This is a genomic window from Candidatus Eisenbacteria bacterium (genome assembly GCA_016930695.1).
Classification (GTDB): domain Bacteria; phylum Orphanbacterota; class Orphanbacteria; order Orphanbacterales; family Orphanbacteraceae; genus JAFGGD01.
The window spans coordinates 51,149-75,072 of sequence record JAFGGD010000054.1 but is presented as its reverse complement, the minus strand read 5'-3'; the positions used below and the strand labels follow the sequence as shown (position 1 = coordinate 75,072).

18 protein-coding genes are annotated in these 23,924 nt (G+C 68.1%); 9 read left to right on the top strand and 9 right to left on the bottom strand.

Going from position 1 to position 23,924, the window contains the following annotated elements; genetic code table 11:
- Positions 1-100: 100 nt before the first annotated feature.
- The 4 genes from JW958_13000 to JW958_12985 all read right to left on the bottom strand — a co-directional run bounded on the left by JW958_13000 (position 101) and on the right by JW958_12985 (position 2,740).
- Positions 101-313, bottom strand: a complete 213-nt coding sequence (locus JW958_13000) for a hypothetical protein (GenBank protein MBN1827168.1) — start codon at positions 311-313, stop codon at positions 101-103.
- Between the two features lie 97 nt (positions 314-410).
- Positions 411-971: a DUF2179 domain-containing protein gene (locus tag JW958_12995; protein ID MBN1827167.1), complete on the bottom strand. Its 561-nt coding sequence runs from the start codon at positions 969-971 to the stop codon at positions 411-413.
- A 72-nt stretch (positions 972-1,043) separates the two neighbouring features.
- Complete coding sequence (locus tag JW958_12990) at positions 1,044-1,262, bottom strand: hypothetical protein (protein ID MBN1827166.1); 219 nt, start codon at positions 1,260-1,262, stop codon at positions 1,044-1,046.
- Between the two features lie 47 nt (positions 1,263-1,309).
- Positions 1,310-2,740 (bottom strand): proline--tRNA ligase, encoded by a 1,431-nt coding sequence (locus tag JW958_12985; GenBank protein MBN1827165.1) that lies wholly within the window; start codon positions 2,738-2,740, stop codon positions 1,310-1,312.
- 384 nt (positions 2,741-3,124) lie between these two features.
- On the opposite strand from JW958_12985, the gene JW958_12980 reads away from it, so the two are divergent.
- Entirely contained in the window at positions 3,125-3,490 is a 366-nt protein-coding gene (locus tag JW958_12980) for a hypothetical protein (GenBank protein ID MBN1827164.1), read from the top strand.
- Between the two features lie 81 nt (positions 3,491-3,571).
- A complete protein-coding gene (locus tag JW958_12975; GenBank protein MBN1827163.1) occupies positions 3,572-4,141 on the top strand; it encodes a hypothetical protein in 570 nt (189 codons plus the stop codon).
- A 44-nt stretch (positions 4,142-4,185) separates the two neighbouring features.
- On the opposite strand, the gene JW958_12970 is transcribed toward JW958_12975, so the two are convergent.
- The gene (locus tag JW958_12970) at positions 4,186-5,460 is read right to left on the bottom strand and encodes a PDZ domain-containing protein (GenBank protein MBN1827162.1); all 1,275 of its coding nucleotides are present in this window, start codon (positions 5,458-5,460) and stop codon (positions 4,186-4,188) included.
- Positions 5,461-5,732: 272 nt separating this feature from the next.
- On the opposite strand from JW958_12970, the gene JW958_12965 reads away from it, so the two are divergent.
- On the top strand, positions 5,733-6,878 hold the full coding sequence (locus JW958_12965; protein ID MBN1827161.1) for a hypothetical protein: 1,146 nt from the start codon (positions 5,733-5,735) through the stop codon (positions 6,876-6,878).
- Between the two features lie 19 nt (positions 6,879-6,897).
- Here the strand turns inward: JW958_12965 and JW958_12960 are convergent, their stop codons facing one another.
- A complete protein-coding gene (locus tag JW958_12960; GenBank protein MBN1827160.1) occupies positions 6,898-7,470 on the bottom strand; it encodes a helix-turn-helix transcriptional regulator in 573 nt (190 codons plus the stop codon).
- Positions 7,471-7,625: 155 nt separating this feature from the next.
- Here JW958_12960 and JW958_12955 point away from each other — a divergent pair, with 155 nt between their 5' ends.
- The 4 genes from JW958_12955 (at position 7,626) to JW958_12940 (ending at position 12,095) form a co-directional block, all read left to right on the top strand.
- Complete coding sequence (locus tag JW958_12955; GenBank protein MBN1827159.1) at positions 7,626-8,918, top strand: aspartyl protease family protein; 1,293 nt, start codon at positions 7,626-7,628, stop codon at positions 8,916-8,918.
- Between the two features lie 146 nt (positions 8,919-9,064).
- On the top strand, positions 9,065-9,910 hold the full coding sequence (locus JW958_12950) for a hypothetical protein (GenBank protein ID MBN1827158.1): 846 nt from the start codon (positions 9,065-9,067) through the stop codon (positions 9,908-9,910).
- 166 nt (positions 9,911-10,076) lie between these two features.
- A complete protein-coding gene (locus JW958_12945; GenBank protein ID MBN1827157.1) occupies positions 10,077-11,267 on the top strand; it encodes a class I SAM-dependent methyltransferase in 1,191 nt (396 codons plus the stop codon).
- Between the two features lie 81 nt (positions 11,268-11,348).
- On the top strand, positions 11,349-12,095 hold the full coding sequence (locus JW958_12940) for a CPBP family intramembrane metalloprotease (protein ID MBN1827156.1): 747 nt from the start codon (positions 11,349-11,351) through the stop codon (positions 12,093-12,095).
- Positions 12,096-12,151: 56 nt separating this feature from the next.
- Here the strand turns inward: JW958_12940 and feoB are convergent, their stop codons facing one another.
- Genes feoB through JW958_12925 form a run of 3 tightly spaced genes read right to left on the bottom strand, consistent with a single transcriptional unit; the run spans position 12,152 to position 14,746 of the window.
- Positions 12,152-14,344, bottom strand: a complete 2,193-nt coding sequence (feoB, locus tag JW958_12935) for a ferrous iron transport protein B (GenBank protein MBN1827155.1) — start codon at positions 14,342-14,344, stop codon at positions 12,152-12,154.
- Positions 14,311-14,532 (bottom strand): ferrous iron transport protein A, encoded by a 222-nt coding sequence (locus JW958_12930; protein MBN1827154.1) that lies wholly within the window; start codon positions 14,530-14,532, stop codon positions 14,311-14,313. The genes feoB and JW958_12930 overlap by 34 nt, the downstream gene beginning before the upstream one ends.
- 1 nt (position 14,533) lies before the next feature.
- The gene (locus JW958_12925; protein MBN1827153.1) at positions 14,534-14,746 is read right to left on the bottom strand and encodes a FeoB-associated Cys-rich membrane protein; all 213 of its coding nucleotides are present in this window, start codon (positions 14,744-14,746) and stop codon (positions 14,534-14,536) included.
- A 328-nt stretch (positions 14,747-15,074) separates the two neighbouring features.
- Between JW958_12925 and JW958_12920 the strand changes: the two genes are divergently transcribed.
- A complete protein-coding gene (locus JW958_12920) occupies positions 15,075-16,019 on the top strand; it encodes a hypothetical protein (protein ID MBN1827152.1) in 945 nt (314 codons plus the stop codon).
- A 108-nt stretch (positions 16,020-16,127) separates the two neighbouring features.
- Positions 16,128-23,912, top strand: a complete 7,785-nt coding sequence (locus tag JW958_12915) for a T9SS type A sorting domain-containing protein (protein MBN1827151.1) — start codon at positions 16,128-16,130, stop codon at positions 23,910-23,912.
- Positions 23,913-23,924: the final 12 nt, after the last annotated feature.

Below are 23,924 nucleotides of genomic sequence, written 5' to 3'. Positions count from 1 at the left end.
ATACTAGTCACATAAAACCGATCCCCGCCGGCTCCGTGTTCCGTCTTCTGCTCGTCCCCGTCGCCGCACTTCTTTTCTCGACAGGGTGCGACAACGACGCCTACTCCCCTCGGGATGTTTCGGACGGAGCGGTCTGCCTCTTTGTCGACGAGGGATTCCTCGATCCGATCTGGTCGCCGTTCTCCGCGGGGTCCGGAGCGCCGATCGACGCGTTTCGATCGACGACGGCGCCGCAGGAACACCGCACCGTCCGGTCGAAGGCGAAAAGCGTCGAATCGTACTGCCTGCCGCAACGCGGACAGGGGATCGCCATGGCGGGCGTCCTCCTTCCGCCTATCAATATAGAGCGAATCGAGCGGGAAGCCGATCGCCGGCGCGGGAAACGGGTGGAGCGGCGGGCGGGACCGGGACTACTTCCGCTTGCCGATCCCCCGCCAGCCGGTCCGCGGCGTGAGAATGGGGCGGCGGATCTTGCTCACCGTGCCGGCCTGCTCGGTCAGATAGAACGCGTCCGGATCGATGCGGTGAACGACCGGCAGGATGACGGGCAGGTCGCGCCGCCGGCAGGCCACATACAGCTCCGTGATTGGACCGGACCGCCCCTCTCCCGTGAAGGTGGTGACGGGAAAGCCGATCTCACGAATCTCGGCGGCCATCTCTTTTCCCATGTGCGGCGTGATCACGCGGAGCACGGTGTGGCCGAAAGCCAGACGCCGCTCCAGTTTGATCCCGACGACGTTCCCGGTGGAGAAGCCGAGGGCGTAGAAGAGGGCGAGGATCGGCTGTTCCATCACCTGGTTCACTACGGTGGTGACTACGAAAAGCCAGAGACAGACCTCGACGAAGCCGAGGAAGAAGGCGGCCCGCGTCTTCCCCTGCACGATGCTGATGGTGCGGATCGTCCCGAGAGAGACGTCGCCGACCCTCGCGAAAAAGACGATCACTCCGGTGAGCAGCACGGTCCAATCCATGGTTCGGTCTCCGGCCGCCGGGGCGGGGAAGGGGGCGCCGTCCGCGGCGACGGCCTTCCGCGCCGGCGGTTTCTAGCCGGCGTCGATGTTGTTGCGCTTCATCGCCTCGCGCCACGCCGCCTCGTCCATGACCTCCGACTCCTCGACGAGCATGATCGGGATCTCGTCGCGGATCGGGTAACGGCGACGCGTGGCGGCGTCGGTGGAGACGAGCCAGTCCCCATCCTGGACCACCGGCGCCTTTGTTTCGGGGCAGGCGAGGATTTCGAGAAAGTCCTCGGGGATTTTCATCGCGTTTCTCCGTTCTGTCGTGATCGGGTTTCGCCGGGCCGCCGGCGTCAATAGGCGCGCGCCCAGATCACCCGCTGCGCCGAGGGTTTTCCGGAGCGGACGCAGGCGCCCGGCTCCTTCTCTCCATCGAAGGGAATGCAGCGAATGGTCGCCTTGGTCTCTTCCTTGACGAGCGCCTCGGTTTCGCGCGTACCGTCCCAGTGGGCGAGCGCGAAGCCTCCCTCCTCGACGATACGCTTGAGGTCTTCATAATCATCGACGATGTGGGTGTGCTCCTCGCGGAACTTCAGCGCGCGGTCGAAAAGCGCTTTCTGCAACGCCTCGAGCCGCTCCGGGATCACCGTGGCCGCCCCCTCCATGGGCAGGAACTCCTTCTCCCGCGTGTCCCGGCGGACGAGCACCATCTGCGACTTCGCCACGTCCTTGGGGCCGATCTCGATCCGGAGCGGGACGCCCTTCTGCTCCCATTCGGCGAACTTCCAGCCCGGTTTGTACTGGTCGCGATCGTCCACCTTGACGCGCACACCGGCGCCGGCGAGCGAGGCGCGCAGCTTTTCGGCGGCGGCGAGCACCGTCTCGCGGTCCGCGTCGCCGCTGTAAATCGGAACGATCACGGACTGGTGCGGGGCGATCCTCGGCGGCAGGATGAGACCGTTGTCGTCGCCGTGCACCATGATCACCGCGCCGATGAGCCGCGTGGACACGCCCCAGCTGGTGTTCCAGGCGTGACGCTGCGCGCCGTCCTTGTCCTGGAAAACGAGGTCGAAGGCGCGGGCGAAGTTTTGCCCCAGGTTGTGGCTGGTGCCGCACTGGAGCGCCTTGCCGTCCCGCATCATCCCCTCGATGCAGGTGGTGTAGAGCGCGCCGGCGAAACGTTCCGCGTCGGACTTGAGGCCCGGGATGACCGGCACGGCGAGAACGTCCTCGGCGAAACGGCGGTACACCTCGAGCATCTTGCTCGTCTCTTCCCTCGCCTCCTCTTCGGTGGCGTGGGCGGTGTGCCCCTCCTGCCAGAGAAACTCGAGGGTGCGGAGGAAGAGCCTCGGCCGCAGCTCCCACCGGACCACGTTCGCCCACTGGTTGATCAGGACGGGAAGGTCCCGGTAGCTCATCACCCATTTCGCGTACATGTGGTAGATGATCGTTTCCGATGTGGGCCGGATGACGAGCGGCTCCTCCAGTTTCTTGCCGCCGCCGTGGGTCACCACGGCGCATTCCGGCGCGAAGCCCTCGACGTGTTCCGCTTCCTTTTTCAAAAAGCTTTCCGGGATGAGGAGCGGGAAATAGGCGTTCACGTGACCGGTATCCTTGATCATCCGATCGAGCGCGTCCCGCATATGCTCCCACAGGGCGAAGCCGTAGGGACGGATCACCATGCACCCCTTGACGGGGGCGTGATCGGCGAGTTCGGCCATTTGGACCACGTCGGTGTACCACCGGCTGTAGTCCTTGCTCATGGGCGTCACTTTCTGAGCCACGGGGCTATCCTCCTGGAAGAGCACGAGTTGGGGGGCGGTTCGGCGGTCGCCGCGGCGCCGGCCGGTTCCCCCTTCCCCCGCTCGGCGGTTCTCGGTTTTCGCAAACCGTGATTCTAGCGCGATCACGGCGGTGGCGGCAAGGAGGGGCGGAGGGTCCGCCCGTTCCCCGTGGTCGTTTCCGTCCGCGCGGGGAGGTGCCCCGGCGGGCCCGTCACGGCGATCGGATTTCGGCGATTCGCTCCGGCCGCCGCTCGCGCGGAGCGCTTCACGATCCCGCTCGGCGTCGGGCGGATAATCGTTTACACTGATGATAACCGGCATCCATCCCCGGCCCGGCGCCCGCTTCCGGGAGGGGCGATCCACGATCGATCGGGAGGTTCCGCCATGCCCCACACGATCACTCCGTCGCCGGACCGAACGTACATCGAGCTGAAAGCCACCGGGGAGGTCAACCGAGCCGTGGCGATGCGGCAGAACGTCGAAGCGCACGCCCTGGGAAGGAATCTCGGCATTCATCGCTATCTGGTGGACATGACGGAGTGCCGGAACACCGAAACGGAGCTGGACACCTACTCTTTCGCCTATGAAGACATGATGACGGAAAGGGTCGACAAGAAAGCGCGGGTCGCTCTTCTCGTCCGTCCCGACGATCACTCCCACGATTTTGTAGAGACCGTTTCCCGAAACGCCGGGCTGGACGTCACCCTTTTCCGCGACCGCGCGCTCGCGGAGAAGCATCTGCGCGACTGATCGTTCCCGAGATTCGGCGGAGACGTTCGGCGCCGCGACCGCTTGATTCGGGGCGGGCAACCCGACGAGAGGAGGCAGACCATGTCCGGAAGAGAGCTGGGGATCGGGATACCGAAAGGGATGTCGATCCGGCACGACGGGGCGCGGCTCGTGATCGTACGGAGTTGGTTCAGCCCGTCCCTTCTCTTCCTGACCGCTTTCGTGATTGTCTGGGACGGTTTTTTGGTCTTCTGGTACCGGCACGCGCTGACGACCGATGCCACGGCGATGAAGTGGTTCCCCCTGCTCCATGTGGCGGTGGGGGTCGGCCTGACTTATCGGGTGATCGCCGGCTGGCTGAACCGGACCTTCGTGAAGGTGGGGGGCGGAGAGATCGTCGTTCGCCACGCGCCGATTCCCTGGCTGGGCAACAAAACGCTGAAATCGTCGGAGATCGCGCAACTGTATTCGAAGGAGAAGGTCTACTCACACCGGCAGGGGAAACCGGTGGTTTACGAGGTGCGCGCCATAACCCGCGCGGACCGGAACCGGAAACTGGTCGGCGGCCTGGAAACGAGCGAACAGGCGATCTGCATCGAACAGCAGATCGAGAAAGCCCTCGGCATCAAGGCCCGCCGAGTACCGGGCGAGCTGGGGGATTCCGCCGGCTGATCGAGCGGGCCGAGAAGGGGGACGAAGAGAGGCGCGGCCGCCGCTCAGATCAAACGACGGAGCCGGAGGACGATCACGATCTCTCTCTCGGTTCCGTCGCGGGAGAGGCGGAGGCGGAGAGCGGCGCCCGCCCTCCGGAAAAGCGGCCGGAGGTCGTCCCTCCCGAATCCGTCCGCGGATTTCCCGTCGATCCGCAGGATCCGATCTCCCGCGCGCAGCCCCGCCTCCTCCGCCGGCGTTCCCGGACGCACCGAGGCGACCGCCCACGTCCCGTCCTCCGCCCTTCCGAGCCCCATGCCGGACATGTCGTGTTCGAACGGTTCGGCGAAGCGACCGTTCGGCTCGATAAAGAGGCGCTCCCGCGCGTAGTCGAACACCAGATTGAAACGGGAGAGGAGTTCGAAGCCGATGTATGCCTCCCGATCTTCGCCGTCCAAGGCGGGCGGATCGCGGAAGCCGGCCAGCACGCCGGCGACCTCGTAAGGACCGATCCGAACGCCGGCGATCCGGCCGAGCCGTCCGCGCACCTCTCCCTGCACGCCGAAACCGAGCGAGACGGCGAGCGTGTTTTCGGGAAGGGGCGCGGTCCGGGGAGACGGGGAGGGGAGCTGCAAGGCGTGGGAGCCGCCGAGATCGATGCTGAGTTCGCCGGGATGAAGCGCACCGCCCTGATAGCGCAGCGTCGCCGGTAGCGTGTAGGAGCCGTTCGGCATCGGCCGCATGGGAATCGCCCCTCCTCCTCCTCGGTATTCGAAATCGTCGGGAGGGATCAGAGTGATCGTCATCGCGTCGAAATCGATGTCCACGACGAAATGTTTGAAGAACGCGGCGCTCACCTGTCCGTCCGCTCCTTCCCAGAGATCGGTCAGGCCCGATGCGTAGGGGGTGACGATCGCCTCCTGCCCCGCGAACTCGACGCCGGCGAATCGGACCGCCACGTCCCGCGCCATGAGCGAGACCACCGGGTCTCCGTCGCCCGCGCCGCCCACGAGGATGGTGTCGCCGTAAGCGAGCTCCAGGGAATCGATGCGCGGGCTGCCGAAAAGAAGCAGCTGATCCCAGAGGACGCCGTTGTCGAGCATCAAACGGAGTTTTCGCCCGCCGATTTCGGCGTCCATCAGGATGTCGCCCCGGAAAATCGTGAAGGGAATGCGCGCCGCGCCGTCTTCGGATAGGACCTCGTAAGAGCCGGGGGGCGGCGTGGGCCACCGCTTCGATGCGTCGGGCGGCGCGCCGGGCGAAGCGAACGCCCGCGCGTCCGCGGCTCCGAAAAAGGCGAGTGCGAGGAAGAGAGCGACGGCGACTCCGGTGCTGCGCATGAAAGACTCCTCGTGACGGCGCCCGCGCGCTTCGCCCGCGCGGAAAATCTTCGGGGGAACGGTCGAGGGAAAGACCCGCCGCGGAGCCGAAAAGTCGCGGGAAAATAACGGATGCGACGAAAACCGCAGATCCGATCCGGGGAAGCGGTCTCTCCCGTCGGGCCGCCTCGCCTCCGCCATTGATTCGCCCCCCCCGCTCCGCATATCTTCGGGTCGGCGGTTGCCGCTCGACCGCCCTCGGTATTCCAACGAACCTTGGCGAGGAGTGACTCATGCGTATCCCGGTCCATGCGTGTTGCGCGGTTCTTGTTCTGCTTCCGTTTCTTTTCACGGTCGGATGCGGCGGCGACGATCCCGGCTCGCCGGAAGGAAACGGTGGAGCGGAAAACGACGCCCCCGCGATCGCGGCGTTCGTGGTGAACCCGCCGATCCTCCGCCCCGGCGAGGGCGCGGCGCTCGCCTGCGTGGCCGTGGACCCGGACGGCGACTCCCTGACCTATGCATGGGGAGCCGCGGCGGGGACGTACGCGGATTCGACGAACACCGGGAATGAAGCCGACTGGATCGCGCCGGGCGTAGAGGGGACCGTGGATCTCTGGGTGACCGTTTCGGACGGAGAGGGTGAAAGCGACGCGGACACCGTCGCGGTCGAGGTGGTCGCCGGAACCTTTCTGACACGAACCAACGATGGAATCACGGCGCTCGACTTCAGCGGGAACGGTTTCGTGTTGAGTGAATCGCGCGCGTTCGTGGAGGTGCTCGGCACGAGGATCTTTCTCAAAGACCATGCCTCGATCACCGAGATCGATCACCAGGGAAACACGGTCGACGTCGTGCCGGTCGCCGCGGCGAACGCGAGGGGCTATGATTGGTTTATCCACCCCGACGGGGGATTCACCTTCCTGGACAACGCCACCGATTCGATCTTCTGCATGTCCGTGGACGGATCGCTCGCGGCCGCCCTCGCCATGCCCGACTCGAGCCCCGACGAGTTGCAGAGCCTGGACGGCGTCGTCGTGGGCGGGCACGCCTACATCTCCGAGACGGGGAATAGCCAGCTGATCGATCTCGATCTCACGACCCTCACGGCGACCATCTTCCGCGAGATCGATCCGACCGGCGGGTGGCTGGGCGCGATCGACTACGGAAACGGCGCGTTCAGTCTGGGCCGCTCGAAGAAGATCCACCGGTTCACGGCGGAGGGCGACGTGACCGATCTCTGCACCCTCCCCGCGGGGAACATCACCGGCTTGGCCACCGCCGGTTCCTACATCTACGCGGTCGTGAATTTCTCCGGTGAGCTCTATCGGATCCACTCCGTCACGGGCGAATACGCGGTTGTCGCCGACAGCCTCAATTATCCCAAGGATCTGGAGTTCCTCCCGGCGGTGTTGGAGTCGCCGGCCGTGGCTCCGTAACGGGAGTGCGCCGCGGCCGTCAGCGATCCAGCTCGGGTACCCGGCTCATGGCGATGGTGAGAGTCACGGGGGCGCCGCCAGCCCCGCCGCGCCGTCCGGCGTGTGCCGAAACGCGGTCGAGCAGACGGTTCAAACGCGCGAGCCCCTCGGAATCGAGACGGAGGACGAGGCGCCGGATCATCAGGTCCCTTTCTTCGCCTTCCAACCGGACCTCCGTCGCCGAGGCGGCGGCACGATAATCCCTCTCCGCGCGGCGGAGGAGGGCGGCGCAGCTGTCCGCCATGGCCCGCCGGTACGGGACGGAACGCTTCTTCGGGTCGATGACGAGCTTCCCCGCCCGAAGCCGGTAGGTTTTCTCCATGCGCCGTCCCGTCCCCCGCGTCGCCGCCTCTTCGAGGATGCCCACCTTCTCCAGCACGCGGATGTGATAGTAGAGAGAGGTGACGGAGCAGCCGGCGCCGACGGCGATCTCCCGAACGGAGGAGGCGCCGCGCAGGGCGAGGATGTCGACGATCCGGAAACGGACCGGCGAGCCGAGCGCGGCGACCTGCTCGGGCGAACGGAGCACCATCTTGTCCCGCGGCGCGCTCATGGATCGATCCTAAACGATCCGAGCGGGGCGTCAAGGCAAACCGTTTAAAAATTCAAAATTATTTGAACAGACGTTCGATTCCTTTCGTCGGAGAGAGTGAGCCGGTCGGAGGAATGCCTCCTCCGGCGGGCCGACGAAGCAAAGGAGGTGCGGCGATGCGAAGAGTATGGATCGGGTGGGCGTGCCTCGCCCTGGCGGCGGTGGCGCTTCGGCCGGTTTTCGCCGTCGCCGCGAGCGGGGCGATACCCGCGGACAGTCTTTTTCGGGCGGGCGATTTTGCGCGCGCCGAGGAGGCGTACCGTGCGGAATACGAGAGAGACGGGGACGACGGCGGAAGTGCGTTGCTCCGTCTGGGCGAGATCGCTCTTCTGGAGAACCGTTTGGACGAGGCGGAATCTCGGCTCCGCGCCGCGACGGATCTCCTTCCGGAAGAGAAGCGCCCGAAGCTCCTTTTAGCGGAGACCCATTATCGCCGGGACCGTTTCACGGCCGCCGCGCCTCTTCTGCGCGCCGCCGGGCGGACCGCCTTCGCCGATCAAATGGAGAGCTTCGAAGGAGAGGCGCCGTACGAGATCGCCGGAACCGCCGACTCGGCCGTCCTCCCCTTCCTGGAGGGATTTCCTCTGCCGGTCGTCACGATCCGTGTCAACGGGCGGACGGGGCGCTTTCTGATCGACACGGGAGGATCGGTGCTCTCCTTGGACCCGGCATTCGCGGCGAGCGCGGGCGCGGGGAGATCCTTCGGCGCCGAAGAGGGCGTTTTCGCCGGAGGACGCCGGGCGATGTATGAATACGGCCGCGCCGATTCGATCGGTCTCGGTGGATTTACGGTGAAGAACGTGCCGATCCATCTCAAGGGGATTCGTTTTCCTCCCGGTCCCGGCGGATCGATCGACGGCGTGATCGGAACGGTCGTCCTCTATCACTTCCTCTCCACCATCGACTATCCCGGCGAGAGGCTCGTGCTCCGGCGGCGCGCGGAAAGCGCCTCCGCTCCGCCGGGGGGCCACGAGATCCCCTTCCGGATGGCGGGGGATCATTTCATGGTCGCCCGTGGAACGGCGAACGGCGCCGGCCCTTGTCTTTTCCTGGTGGACACGGGACTGGCGGGCGGCGGATTCGTTCCGGCCGATTTCCTGATCGACGAGGCGGGAATCGAACTGTCCGAGGAGACGATGACGGGCATCGGCGGCGGCGGGCCGGTCGAGATCCGATCCTTCACTCTCGACGAACTCTCTCTGGGGGGCGCGCGGCGCGAGGGAATCCGGGGCCTGCACGGGGGATTCCCGGGACCGCCGGATCGATGGGGTTTTCTCCTCGCGGGGATCATCTCGCACGACTATTTCAATGCCTGGGCGATGACCTTCGACTTCGACCGGATGCGGATCGTCCTGACCGCGCCGAAAGGAGACTCCCGAGCAACGGGCGCAGCGCACGCTCTCCGTTGAATGGAATGGCGCGTTTGCTCGTCTTCATCAGAGAAGCGTCTTCCGCCCGTTTTCCGGTCCGCCGCGACCCACCGAGCGGCGGCCGGGACGCCGGCTATCGACGAGCCGCTCTGGAGCCCCTTTCCGAGACCCCGCGGAGATGGACGATGCGCACCGACCCGCACCTCCGGTTTTTCATCACCGCGATTCTCTGCGCGGCTTGCCTTTTCTCCTGCGATCGCGAGCCCTCGCCGAAGGCGGGGACGCACACGATGACTTGGCTCCCCGGCGAATCGATCGACGGCTATCTGCTTTGGATTCCGGAGGGCTATGATCGCTCTCGCTCCTGGCCGCTGCTCCTCGCCCTGCGTGAAGCGGGGTGGTGGGGGGGGCGGTCGGGGGGGGACATCATCTCCGGCCCCGCCCGCGTGGTGGAGACCATGGACCGGAAGGATCTCGCCTTCCTGCGCCGGGACTTTCTCATTCTCTCGCCCCGTTTCACGGGCGTCCGGGAAGAGGATGGTCCGCGGGAGGATCGGACCGACCGTTTAATGGAGCTGGTGGACGACGTGACGCGCGCATACCACGGAGACCCGCGGCGCGTCTATCTGACCGGGACCGGCGGCGGTGAGTGCGGCGTCTGGGTTTGTCTCGAGCAACATCCGGACCGCTTCGCCGCCGCGGCGCCCCTGGGCGGTCTCCCCCGCGCCGCCGCGATCAGGCTCGACTCGGCAGACGCGCGGTCCGCCTTCGAAAAACTACCGATATGGATCATTGAAAACAGAGACAATCCGGCCGCGCCCTCGGATCTTCTGATCGAGACGGTGAGGCGGATCGAGTTTTTCGGCGGCGACCGTTTCATCCGAATCGACGATCCGGGCGGTCTCCGGGAGACGCCCCGGGCACGACGCATCCTGTCGATACGGACTCCCGAGAAAAGCAACGCGGAGAACATCTACGAAAACCCACGCTTCTACCGCTGGCTGCTCCGCTGGGAGAGGGGGGAGCGCTAGGGCGGTCCATCCGGGCGAGGTCCGGGCGATACGTCCTCTTCCCCGCGACCGCGATTTTCCGCCTTTCCCTTTTCGCGCTTCCCGTCGCGCCCCGCCCTTCCTATGATGGACGGCGGGAGCACGGCCCCGCGCGACCGGAACGGGCCGCGCGCGGAAAGGGAGGAAGATGGCCCGTCTATTTCTGAAAGCGGGGCGAGAGCGTTCCTTGCTCCGGCGGCACCCGTGGGTCTTCTCGGGAGCGGTGGAACGCGTCGACGGCGACCCGGAATCCGGGGAAACGGTGGAGGTGATCGCCGGGGACGGGAGCGCTCTCGGCCGCGGCGCCTGGTCGCCCCGCTCGCAGATCGCGGTTCGCATGTGGACCTTCGATCCCGAAGAGGAAGTAGACGGCTCCTTCATCCGCGCCCGCGTCGCCCGCGCGGTCCGGTTGCGACGGGAGCGGGTCGAGGCGGAGAAACTGGACGCCTACCGCGTGATTCACGCCGAGTCGGATGGTCTTCCGGGGGTCACGGTGGACCGTTACGCCGGTTTCCTGGTCTGCCGTTTCACCTCCGCCGGCGCGGAGCGGCGGCGCGGAGAGATCCTGGACGCCCTCGGAGACGCCCTCCCATCGGCCGGTGTCTACGAGCGTTCCGACGGGGCGGCGCGGGAAAAGGAGGGACTCGAGCGCCGGGAGGGTCCTCTCGCCGGGTCGGAGCCGCCGGAGACGATCAAGATCCGCGAGGGGCGCTGCCGCTTTCTTGTGGATGTGCGGCGCGGCCACAAGACCGGGTTCTATCTGGACCAGAGGGAAAACAGGGCCGTCGCGGCGACCATGACCGGCGGCGCGGAGGTGCTCAACGCCTTCGCCTACACCGGCGCTTTCGCCGTCGCCTGCGTCGCCGCCGGCGCGGCCCGGGCGACGAACCTGGAGTCTTCGCGGGACGCGCTGGAAACGGCCCGCCGGAACGCCGAAAGGAACGGCATCGGAGAGGACCGGATCGAGAACCTGGAGGGGGACGTTTTCGAGGTCCTCCGGCGCTTCCGCGACTCCCGCCGCTCCTTCGACGCGATCGTCCTCGATCCGCCCCGGTTCGTCGAGGCGAAGAGTCACCTGGAACGTGCCGCACGGGCCTACAAGGACATCAATCTTTTGGCGTTCAAGTTATTGCGGCCGGGCGGGCTGCTCTTCACCTTCTCCTGTTCCGCCCTCATGGAGGAGCCGCTCTTTCGGAAAGTGGTGGCCGGCGCGGCGCTCGACTCGGGCCGTGAGGTCCAGGTGCTGCACCGCCTCGGCCAGCCGCCGGACCACCCGGTTTCCCTCGCCTTTCCGGAGGGGAACTATCTCAAGGGACTCGTCTGCCGCGTCGCGGAATAAGAGCCGGCGCGGATCCCGGAGCGATCCCCCCTTTCGCTCGCGAGGAACCCTCCGGTAACTCGCCGGGGAAGGAGAGCGCGCATGCCCGAGGAGATGGAGCGGCAAACGAGCCCGGAGGAAGGCCGCCTCTACGGCCCGGTCTCCACGCTCGCCGTGGGGCTGCTCATCCTGGCGCTCAGCCAGATCGTGCAGATCCCCCTCCTGCTCGGCGCGTTGATCGACATGATCCGGGAGGGGCGAAGCCCGAACGCGGAGAATCTTCTTCTGGGCGGCGCGGTGCTGGAGCGCGGCGTGATCGCCGGCGCCGTGGTCGGGATCGCCCTCACCGCGCTCTTCACGCTCCGCCGCCGCCCCTACCCGGCGGCGAAATACCTGGGACTCCTGTGGAGCGGCTGGGGACGTTTCCTCGCCGCCACGGCGATCGGCGCGGTCGCCTTCATCGCCATCGAGATCTTTCGGACGCGGCTCGGCGGCGAACCGGTACCGGAGTTTCTCCTGCGGGCCTACCGGAGTTCCCCCACGCCGATCGTTCTCTGGTTCGCCATCGCCGTCGCCGCTCCCCTCTTCGAAGAGATCCTGGTGCGCGGGTTTCTGCTTCACGGGCTCGCCGCCTCCCGTATGGGCTGGATCGGCGCCGTCGGAATCACCTCTCTGCTCTGGACGCTCCCGCACATCCAGTACGGCCCCACAGACATGACCACCATCTTTCTGAACGGAATCGTGCTCGGTTGGTCCCGGCTCGCCGCCGGCTCGATCTGGCCGGCGATCCTCCTGCACGTGGCGGTCAACGCCGCCGGCGTCGCGCAAGTGGCGGCGCTGGCCGGTTGACCGGGAAGCGGCGCGCGAATGATCGAGCGGATCGGCCTCGGCATAAAAAATAATATCTAAAGGATGCGGACGAAGATCTGGTGGGTGGCGAAGGCGCCGAGCCAGGCGATGGCGGTCATGTAGCCGAAGGTGAAGAGGGGCCATCGCCAGGAGACGGTCTCTCGGCGGATCGCGGCGAGGGACGCCCCGCATTGGATGCAGAGGGCGAAGAATACCATCAGCGAAAGCGCGACGGGGATGGTGAACGCCGGCGACCCGTCGTCCCGCCGCGCCGACCGAAGCGTTCCGATCAGCGCCTCCCGGTTCTCCGCCCCGTTCCCCAGGTCGTAGATCACGTTCAGCGTGGAGACCACCACCTCCCGCGCCGGGAAGGAGGCGAGCGTCGCCATGCCGATTTTCCAGTCCCAGCCGAGGGGCGCCACCACCGGTTCTATGAAGTGGCCCGCCCGGGCGAGAAAGCTCTGCCGCAAAAAGGCGCCGTCCCGCTCACTCTCGATTCGGAGCAACTCCTCTTCCCGCTCCGCGCCGTCGAGCCTCTCCTCCGCCGAGCGGACTCCCGCCTGGTAGTCGGCGGTGATCGATGCGGGGCGGGGAAAGTAGCCGAGCGCCCAGACCACGATGGACATGAAGAAGATGATCGTGCCCGCCTGCTTCACGAAAGCCCAGGCGCGCTGGTAGACCCGCATCGCCACCGACCGCGGGTTCGGCGCCGTGTAGGAGGGCATCTCCATCACGAAGGTGTTCCCCGCGCCGCGCAGCAGCGTGCGCTTCAACACGATCGCCACCGGGATCGCCACGATCACGCCGACCACGTACATGGCGCCGAAAACCAAGCCCTGAAGCGGCAGGAAGCCGGCGACGTTTCGGGCGGGAATGAAGGCGGCGATCATTAACGTATAAACCGGAATGCGGGCGGAGCAACTCATGAGGGGGGCGACGAGGAGCGTGGCGATCCGGTCCCGGCGATCGGCGATCACCCGCGTCGCCAGGATCGCCGGCACGGCGCAGCCGAAGCTGCTCAGCAGCGGAATGAAGCTCATGCCGCTCAGCCCGAAGAGGCGGAGGATCCGGTCCATGAGAAAGGCGGCGCGGGCCATATAGCCGCAGTCTTCCATCATGGCGACGAAGAGGAAGAGGAAAACGATCTGCGGGAGGAAGACGAGCACCCCCCCGACGCCGGCGAGGGCGCCGTCCACGATCAGGCTTTCCAGCGCGCCTCCGGCGAGGGATGTGCCGGCGAAGAGGTGGACCACGGCGTCGCCGATCCCGGCGAACCATCCCGAGATGGCGGTGGTGAAGGGACGCGCCATGCCGAAGATGGCGAGAAAGACGACGAAGAGCACCGCCGCGAAGATCGGCATGCCGAAGAGACGGTGGACCAGCACGTCGTCGATCCGCTGCGAGAGCGACCGGCCGTGCTCGGTCTCCGCCAGGAAGGGGGCGATCGCCCCGCGGATCCATGTGTGGCGCATCGCCGATTCCAGCCGGACCGGCGTGGAGCCCGTCGCCCGGATCCGGACGCGCGCGTCCTCGAGGGCGGGGAGAAGCGTGCCTCCGCTCCTCGCGTCGAGAAGGCGCTCCACCGAGCCGCCCTCGTCGATCAGCGCGCGACCCAGAAGAAAGCGGTCGAAGAGGAAGCGGGATTCGAGCGCCTCCAGCTCGCGCCGGATCGGCTCCGGCCAGGACCAGCCGGGATCGGGGGGGGGCGCGTCGAGCTGTTTCACGATCACCGAGCGGAGTTCCTCGGCGCCGAAGCGCCGGCTCGCCACGGTGGGGACCACCGGGACGCCGAGCGCCTTGGCGAGTCCCCGGGCGTTGACGTGCACGCCCGCGCGATCCGCCACGTCCACCATGTTGAGGACGATCACCACCGGGAGGCCGAGCTCCATCACCTGCGTGGCGAGATAGAGATTGCGCTGCAGGTTGCTCGCGTCGATGACCACCACGACCAGGTCCGGTTGGGGTTCCTCCTCTAAGTCGCCGAGAAGGACGCGGACCGCCACCATCTCGTCGGGGCTGCGGGCGGCGAGGCTGTATGTGCCGGGGAGATCGACCAAATCCACGCCGGGCGCCAACACGCCGGTGGTTTTATCCACCGTGACGCCCGGGTAGTTGCCCACCCTTTGCGAAAGACCGGTGAGCGCGTTGAAGACGCTCGATTTCCCCGTGTTCGGATTGCCGATGATGGCGACGCGGTGCTGTGTTTTGACCGGGATCAAAAGCGAACCTCCACCGCGCGCGCTTCCGATTTGCGGAGGGAGAGGCAATAGTTTTGGATCTCAAGTTGCATCGGGTCGCCGAGAGGGGCGACGCGTAGAACCCGGAGGCGGGCTCCCTCCACCAGCCCCAACTCCATCAGCCGCTGGGCGACCGGCCCGTCCCCGTTCACGCGGACGATCACCGCCGTCTGCCCCGGTTTGCAATCGGAGAGAAACATGTCAGCTCTCTCCTCGGTCGCTGCTCGATACGCGGTCACGGATGGCGAGACCGTCCCGCCCGCACGATTGCGGGCACGCCCCGCTCGAAAGTCCCTCACATCCCGCGCAGGAGTGGGACTCCCGCCCCCGTGCGGACCGCCACGCGCGTCGCAGAAGAAAAAAGACCGCCCCGGCGATGGCGACCGCAACGATAGTTATCTCTATTCCAGACAACAGATTGTCTCCGCTCGTCCATGCGCGGACCGTGGGCGCCTCTCTCGGATTATCGTCTCTCCCAAGGCGGCGCTTGAAGTCCAAGACCCGTCTAACAAACTATAATCCTACTTGAACATAATAAGGAAGGTCAAGGCGGGGCTTGCGGATTGAGGGATTGGGCGGGCAATGGGCGAGGGGGATGCGGTGTGCGCGGCGACTCACCCGCGGAGGCGATGGAAGAAACCCCCCGGCACCTCCGTTCCCGCCGCCCCCCTTCTCATCCGTCCCGTGAAGGTGTAGCATGGTGTGCGGGGCGACACCGCCCCGGGGAGGCGATTCTTCAGCCATGGCGTTCTTTGCACGAAAATCGGCCCGCGCGGCGCTCGTCGCGGCCGCCCTCGCCGCCGCGCTCCGTCTGTCCGGCTGTCTGGACGCCGGACCTCTCGACCCGGCCGGTGAAGCCGGCCTCGACGTGCGCGTCCAGGTCTTTTCGGGTGACGACGCCCGAAAAACACAGGCGACCGATTCCCTCTCCGTCCGTCTCTACGACATCACGGGCGATCGTTACACCGACGAGCCCGAGTCTTTCCCTCTCGCCGCCCGAGCCGACCTCGTCTCCCAATCCGAGGACGCGGTTTATCGCGCTCCCCTTCGGGTCGACCTGACCGAGGAGCGTGTCTTCCGCGTGGCGACCCGCTTCTCCTACGTCGGCGCCATCGGTCGCGAGAAAGTGGCGGGGGAAAGGACCGTTACGCTCGCACCCGGCGACCGGAAGAACCTGACCATGGTGCTCACCGAGCCGGGCGCGCCGCCCGCCGACGCCTTCGGGCTCTCCGTGGCGAACAGCGAAGCGGTCTCCGGCGCCAGGGACCACGGCCTGCCGATCGTGCTGAAAAACGGAGCGGCCATCGGCGGGCTCCAGTTCCAGATTCGTTTCGATGGGAGGACGATCGAATCGGTGGAGGGGATCGAGGTCGACCCTTCGAGCCGTCTCTTCACGGGCGCCTCGGCGGACTCGCTGATCGGCTCCCACTTCGCGCAGCCCACGGATTCCACGCTGCGGGTGGTGACCGTCGACCTCAGGGGGGACTCTCTTTTCGAACCGCTCCAATCGATCCCGCCCGGCAACGACCTGCTCTTCTTCGTGCGGGTGGACCTCGGCGACCAGTTCCCGGTCTTGCCCGACACGATCCGTCTCTCCCTGGAAGACGTGTTCTTCTCCACGCCGTCGGGCAGCTCCGACATCGCCGTCACGGACACGACCAACGGCCTGCTGATCATCACGGAGTAGAGGCGCCGCGTCGCCCGGGCGCGCCGGGGGCGATTGACCAACTCGTGGTCGTTCTGATATAATTTCAATGAGTTATAGCGTTCAACCTGCCTCATCGGAGCCATTCGCATGAAACGCGCGGTCTTTATCGCCCTCATGGCGGCGCTTTTACCGTCGTTGTCGGCCGCCGAGGGAGACCTTCCCCCGCCGACCGGCCTCGCCGCGTCGACCGACAGCTGCTGGGGGATTTACCTCTCCTGGGATTCGCTCCCGGACGCGGACTCTTTTTATGTGAGGCGCGGGACGAACGTCTTCCACGTGCAGGATCTTTTCTTCCGGGACACACTTGCTCCGGCCGGTTCGAGCCAGTACTGGGTGGCCGGCTTCGGCTCCCACGGCCTCGGCGACAGCGCCGACGTGACCGGTTTCCGGCCGTCGACCCCTTCCGCTCCCGCTTCGATCTCGGCGAGCGACACCTCATGCGCGATGGTCCGTTTGGATTGGAGCGCCTCGGCGGAGGCGGACAGTTACCGGGTATGGCGGAACGGCGCGCCGATCGCCACGGTGGACGCCACGGTCCTCTTTTACGAGGACGGGCCGCCGCCGGGACCGTACCTCTATGGCGTCTCCGCCGGGAGCGCCTGCGGGTGGTCCGACTCGGCGACGGCGACGGGTGAGCGGCTCGATCTTCCCGCGCCGCCGGGGAGCGTCGCGGCGTCGGACACGAGCTGCCACTTCATCCTCGTGACCTGGACGGACGCGCCGGACGAGGAGGGATACCGGATCTACCGGGACGGCGCGGCGACTCCCGTCGCCGAGCCTCCGGCGGACGCGACCGCCTGGGCGGACGAGACGGTCGAGGCGGGGGTGACCCACTCCTACCGGGTCGCCTCGGTGAACCGTTGCGGCGAGGCCTCGGGGGGGACGGCGGCGGGAGAGAGGATCTTCGGTTATCCCGAATCGCCGGTGAACGTCGAAGCCTCCGACGGCCGGTGCGACAGCATCGTCGTGACCTGGGCCACGGCGACGGAGCCGGCCGGCGCGGACAGCTTCATCGTCTATCACCGCGAGGTGGGCGGAGCGCCCGCGTGGATCCGCGTGGGCGCGGTGACGGCGCCCCCCTATCGGGTCGCCCACGCCCCGGCGCCGGGGACATACGCGTATTACGTGGCCGCCTGCAACCACTGCGGCTGCACCCCCGCCGCGGCGGCGAGCCAGGACGAGGGGAGCCGCGACGCCCCGCCCGCCGGCGCGCCCGCCTTCACCTCCGAAAGCGACGCCGAGGGGTGCGCAGGCGCTCCCTTCCGGCTCGTCTGGAAGGGCGTCCAAGGCGCGACCTCCTACACCGTGATCGAGGGCGCCATCGAGACCCCGGTCGGCGCCGACACCTCCTGGGTCGGTTCTCTGGACGGCCCCGGGGCGCATCTCTTTCGGGTGCGCGCCGAAAACCACTGCGGCGCGGGCCCCGAGAGCGATCCTTGGGAGGTGAAGATACTGATCGGGCCCGGGGCTCCGGCGACGATCGTCGCCACGGACACCCTCTGCGGCGCGGTGCGCCTCGACTGGAGCGCCTCGGCGAACGCGGACAGCTACCGGGTGTGGCGGGACGGCGCGCCGGTGACGATTCTGGACGGCGCCGCCCTCTCCTGGGTGGACTCCATCGCCGCCGGGACATACATCTACGGCGTTTCCGCCGGGAACGCCTGCGGCTGGTCCGACTCGGCGGTCGCCTCCGGAACCTCCGCCGGGATCCCCGCCGCGCCCTCGGCGGTGGCGGCGAGCGACACTTCCTGCTCCTTTATCTATGTGACGTGGAGCGCCTCGGCGGACGCGGACAGTTACCGGGTGTGGCGGGACGGCGCGCCGGCGGCGACGCTGGACGGCGCGGCCACCGCATACGAGGACACGGTCGCCTCCGGAGCCTATCTCTACGGCGTCTCGGCGGGGAACCGGTGCGGCTGGTCCGATTCCACCGTCGCCGAGGGGTCGACGCTCCCCGCGCCCGTCCCCCCCGCGGCGGTGGCGGCGAGCGACACCTCCTGTCTCTTCGTGTTCGTCGCCTGGGATGCGGTCGCAGACGCGGACAGCTACCGGGTGTGGAGGGACGGCGCGCCGATCGCCGCTTTGGACGCGCCGGCCGCCGCCTATCGGGACACGGTCGCTCCGGGCGCGTATCTCTACGGCGTGTCCAGCCGGAACACCTGCGGCTGGTCCGATTCCACCGTCGCCGAGGGACGCGTGCTCGGCGTCCCCGCCGCGCCCTCGGCGGTGACGGCGAGCGACACCGCCTGCGCGCGGATCGTCGTGTCCTGGAGCGCCTCGGCCGACGCGGACAGCTACCGCGTGTGGCGGGACGGCGCGCCGGCGGCGACGCTGGGCGCCACGATCTTCACCTATGAAGATTCGGTTCCGCCGGGCGGCTACGCCTACGCCGTCTCGGCGGGAAACCGATGCGGGTGGTCCGACTCGACCGCCTCGATCGGGCTCTCACTCGGCCCGCCGCCGCCGCTCGCCGCGCTCGCCGCGTCCGACGATTCCTGCGGCTTCGTCCGCCTCGTCTGGGGCGCCGTCGCCGACGCGGACTCCTACGCGGTCTACCGAGACGGAATCCCCGTCGCGGTGATCGCCGAGACGACCCTGGTCGACACGGCTCCGCCCGACGCCTATCTCTACGCCGTGGCGGCGCGGAACCGCTGCGGCGACTCCCCCGCCGCGCAGGACTCGGGTACACGGCCCCCCGATCCGCCCCAGCCGCCGGCCGGACTCTCCGCTTCGAGCGACTCCTGCGGTTTCGTTTTCGTCGCCTGGTCTCCGGCGGCGGACGCGATATCGTACGACGTCCTCCGCGAAGGCATCCCGCTCGGCGCCACGGCCGACACCCTGTACCGCGACGACACCGCGCTCGCGGGCGCCTCCTATCTCTACACGGTGCGCGCCTCGAACTCCTGCGGCGTCTCGGAGGAGAGCGGCGCCGTCACGGGCGCCCGTCCGCCCGGCCCGCCCGCCGCCCCCGACTCGACCGGCGCTTCCACGAACCGGTGCGACGGAATACTCGTCTCCTGGACGGACGTGGAGAACGAGGAGTGGTACGTGGTGCTCCGGGACGAGGCGGCGGCCGACACGCTCCCCGCGGAGACCCTCTCCTGGTTGGACGAAGCGGCGACGCCCGGGACGCACGTTTACCGTGTCGGCGCCTTCAACGGCTGTTCCGCCGCCCCTTCCTTCGGCGACTCCGCCGAGGGTTTTCTCCTTCCCGCGCCGCCGCCGGTCGTCGACCTCGACGCCGACTCGATCTGCGGCGGCGTCCGTCTCTCCTGGTCCGATGTGGATTGGGAGGCGGGCTACGTCGTGGTGCGCCGCCAGGACGAAGAGGGGGTCGCCCTCGACACGCTGGGCGCGGACGCGACCTTCTTCGAGGACTTCACGGCCGACACGGGCGCCGTCTACGAGTACGGGGTGGGGGTCTTCAACGGCTGCCATCCCGAGCCGGCGTTCGGCTCCTGGGCGACGGGGATCCGACCGTGGGACGGGCCCGCCCCGCCGGTGGGCGTCTCCGCGGGCGATGGAAACTGCGGCTCCATCCGCGTGGATTGGCTCCGCTCCGCCCACGCCGACGGCTACCGCGTCTTCCGGGACAACGTGATGATCGCCGTCACCGAATCGCCCCTCTTCGCGGACGGCGAGGCGTCGCCGGGAACGCACCTCTATAAAGTGAAAGCCTATAATTCTTGCGACGTCTCCGGCTTCAGCGACGCCGACGCGGGCTCGCGCCCGCCGGACGCGCCGGCGCCTCCCGAAAATCCGAACGCCACGGACAACAACTGCAAGCACATCCGTGTCTCCTGGAACGACACGGCGAACGAGGACGGCTATCGGATCTATCGGGACGGCGCGGGGATCCCGATCATCGTCCTCGGACCGAACACCACTTCCTACGAGGACAACGCCGTGGAGAGCGGGACTCACACGTATCGGATCGAGGCGTACAACTCCTGCGGCGTGGGGTCCGCCGGTCCCGTCATGGGGGAGAGGATCCTGGGCTATCCCATGGCGCCGACCGACGTCTCCGCGAGCGACGACCGGTGCGACGACATCCTCGTCACGTGGAGCTACCCGGCCGGGGAAATGATCGACAGCTTCGTCGTCTCCTTCCGCGACCCGGCGCAGACGCCGAACTGGGAGCCCGTCGGCGTCGTGTACGGGGCGCCCCTCCGATACGTCCACGCGCCCGCGCCGGGGAGCTACGAGTACCGCGTGGTCGCCTTCAACGAGTGCGGCTCTTCTCCGGAGACGGCGGGAAGCGTGGACGCGGGGGTGCGGCGGGGCGCGCCGGGCGTGCCGGCGGACTTCACCGCCCTGCCGGCGGAGGTGTGCGGCGGCCGTCCCTTCACTCTCTCCTGGCGGCCGGTCGAAGGGGCGCTCTCCTACGAACTGGAAGAGATGGAGGCGGGAACGACGAACACCACGGACACGAGCGTGACATTGACGCGCCCGGACGCCGGGACATCGGCCTTCCGCGTGCGCGCGACGGGGGCTTGCGGCGCGGGTGAATGGAGCGGCGTCCGCGAGGTGGAGATCCAGGTTCTTCCCGAGGCGCCCGCCTCTCCCTCGGCGACCGGCGACCGTTGCGGCGCGATCCGTCTCGGCTGGACATCCGTGGGGACGGGGGGCGTCTGGATCGAAACGGGCACGGGCACGGTCTTTTTGGACGGACCGGAGACGTGGACCGACTCCCTTCCCGAGGGAGGCGCTCGGAGCTATCCGATCGGCGGTTGGAACGCCTGCGACACGCTCGCCGCGTCGGACACGGTGAGCGGATACGCCTTCCCCCTCGCCCTGGATGCGCCCGACAACGTGACGGCGAGCGACGGACTGTGCGATTCGGTGGAGGTGAAGTGGGATTGGAACGGCGACGCGGTGGCGGTGGATTCCTTCCGCGTCGTTCGTTACGACGGGCCGTTGACATCCGTCATCGCCGTGACCGATCCTTCGTCCCCCTTCCGCGCGGTGGATCGAAACGCGGCGGCCGGCAGGCGTTACGTTTATCGCGTGCGGGCGCTGGGCCGCTGCGCCCAAGCGGTCGGCGCGCCGGACACGGGCTGGGCCGAGACGCGGCCCGGCTCTCCGACCTGGGATAACCCGCAATCCGCCGCCTGCGCCGGTGTCCCCTACCTGCTCCGTTGGACCGAGGTGGAGGGGGCGGAGGAGTACCTGCTTCGGGAGGCGGGCTCTCTCGTCGCCGTCGTCGACACGATCGCTTTCCCGCTCTTGCCGAACGGCCTCGGGACCTTCGTTTATGAAGTGATTGCGCGAAGCGGCTGCGGTGAGGGCGAACCTTCCGATCCTTGGGTCCTCCTCGTCGGCGAGGCGCCCTCGCCCCCGTCCGGCGTGATCCTCGACTCCTCTTTCTGCGATTCCGTGGTGATCGAATGGGAGGCGCAGGAGGACAGCGTGCGCATCTATCGCTCCGACCGGGTCGCTCCGGTGTGGAGCGGACCGGGCGACGGGCGTTTCGTCGACTCGCCGGGGCGGGCGGTGACCTACCAGCTTCACGGCTTCAACGGCTGCGGCGAGTCGGAAGGGACCGCCGTGGCGCTTCTCCGGCCCCGGATCCGGCCCGCGTCGCCCGCGTCGGTCACCGCCTCGAACGGTTTCTGCGACAGCGTGGTCGTGACCTGGAGCTTCCCCTCCTCCGACGCCACGATTCGCCGGATCGAGGTGCGCCGGGCTCGAAACGACACGACCATCGTGGTCGCCGATTCCCTGCCGCCGGCGTCGCGGCGTTTCGTCGATCGGGGAGGCGAGGGAACATATACATATGAAGTGTGTGCCGTCAACGTCTGCGGCGTTTCGCTGCCGGAGGAGACCTCGAGGGACGACGGGGGATTCCTGCCCACCGCGCCGCGCGGGCGGTTCACCTCGGATTCCGACGCCGCATCCTGCGTGGGGGACAGCTTCTATCTTTTCTGGGAACCCTGGGAGGGAGCGCTCGATTACCGGCTCTCGGAAACGGTGGGGTCGCAGGAGTTCCCGCTGGCGACTCTCGGCGCGGGCACGACCGAGTGGGGCGGGCTCGCCGCCGCGGAAGGGGAGCGCGCCTTCCGGATCCGGGCGCGCGGCGCCTGCGGATTCGGTGAGAAGAGCGACCCATGGATCGTCTTCGTCGCCGGAAGCCCGGATCCGCCGGTGGGCCTCACGGCGTCGCAGGGCCTATGCGGGCGGGTGCGCCTCGCCTGGCGCGCGGGCGGGTCGGCAACGGAGAGGGTGGCGGTCTACCGGGACGGCGGGCGGATCGCCGAGGTAGAGCCGCCGGACACGTTTTTCGTCGATTCGACGGTGACCGACGGCGTGACCTACGCATATGAGGCGGCCATGGAGAACCATTGCGGCGCCTCGGAACGGAGCGGTCCCGTCGCCGGCGCTTCCCTGCCCGGTCTCGCTCCGCCGGTGCAGGAAGCGCCCGAGGAGGACGCGGCGGATCTACCGGTGCCGGTCACGCTCCGGTGGTCGGCGGTGGAAGGAGCGGCGGGATACACGGTGCGGGTGGAGCCCGCGGCGGGCGGCGCCGCGACCACGGACACGACCCTCGGCGCCGGCGAGACGGCGTTCCTCCTTTTCGGCGTGGAGCCGGGAGGCTCCTATCGCTGGCGGGCGGCCACGCGGAGCGGCTGCGGGGTCGGCGTTCCCTCGGCTTGGCGCGCCTTCTCCGTCGGCGGCGCCGCGCCGGCGGCGCTCGCGACGCGGCCCCTCGACGGCGAGATCGAGACGCCGGCGGACGTGGTGATCCGCGTGCAATTCAACTTCCCCATCGATCCGGAGGGCCTCGCGTCGGTCCGCCTTCTCCGGGGGGACACGGAAACGGCGGGAGAGGCCCGCCTCGAGGAGAACGGCGCCGTGCTTTTCTTCGAGCCGGCGTCCCCTCTCGCTTTCGGCGCGGACTATCTCTTTCTCTTCGACGGGCTGCGGGACGCGTACGGCCGCCCGATTGAAGGGAGGCGGTCCATCGCCTTCACGACCCAGCCGGCGCTTCGCCCCTTCGGCGACCTGAACGGCGATTACCGGCGCGACCTTCGCGATGTGCTCCTCGCCGATTCGATCCTGATCGGGCTCCGCGGCGTCGCGCCTCTGCCGATCGACCTCGTCGACCTGAACGGCGACTATCGTTTCAACGTGGCGGACATGGTGATGCTCGGCCACGCTCTCGTCGAGCAAGGTCCGAGCGCGCCCGCGGCGGAGACCGCTCTCCTGCCGGCGCGGATCGGAGTCGCCGCCGAGCCGGGCGATCTTCCCGGCCGGTTCCGCCTGATCCTCGACATACCGGTCGGGAGCGGGGCGGCGGCGTGCTATCTCGAGGTGAGGAGCGCGGGCGGTTCGGGACGCCTCATCTCCGCCGACGCGGCGGACGACGGTTCGGTCCGGGCGTGGCGGGCGGTTGCCGGCGGTTTTATCCGAGCGCTCTTCACCGTCGAAGGGGGCGGCCTTCTCCCGGCGGCGGGGCCGGGCGAGGCGCGGATCATTCTGGAATGGGAAGGGGCCGAGCCGCCGGAGCGACTGCGGGTGGAACGGCTCGTTCTCGGCGGCGGCGCGGAGGGCCAACGCTTCCTCGCCGCGGGGTCGCCCTCCGTCGGCCGCGCGGAGGAACTCCGCCTCGTACCGAATCGGCCCAACCCCTTCAACCCGTTTACGGAGATCCATTTCTACCTGCCCGAACCGGGCGACGTTCGCGTCGTCGTCTACGATCTCTCCGGGCGCGTGGTGGCGGTGCTCGCCGAGGGTCCGGAGCGTTCGGGCTGGCGGGTCGCGGCGTGGGACGGCCGGAACCGCGCCGGCGAGCCGGTCGCGTCGGGGACCTACTTCTGCCGGGTCGAGTGCGGCGCGAGAACCCGGGCGATCCGCATGACCCTCTTGCGCTGAGGGTCCGCGCCC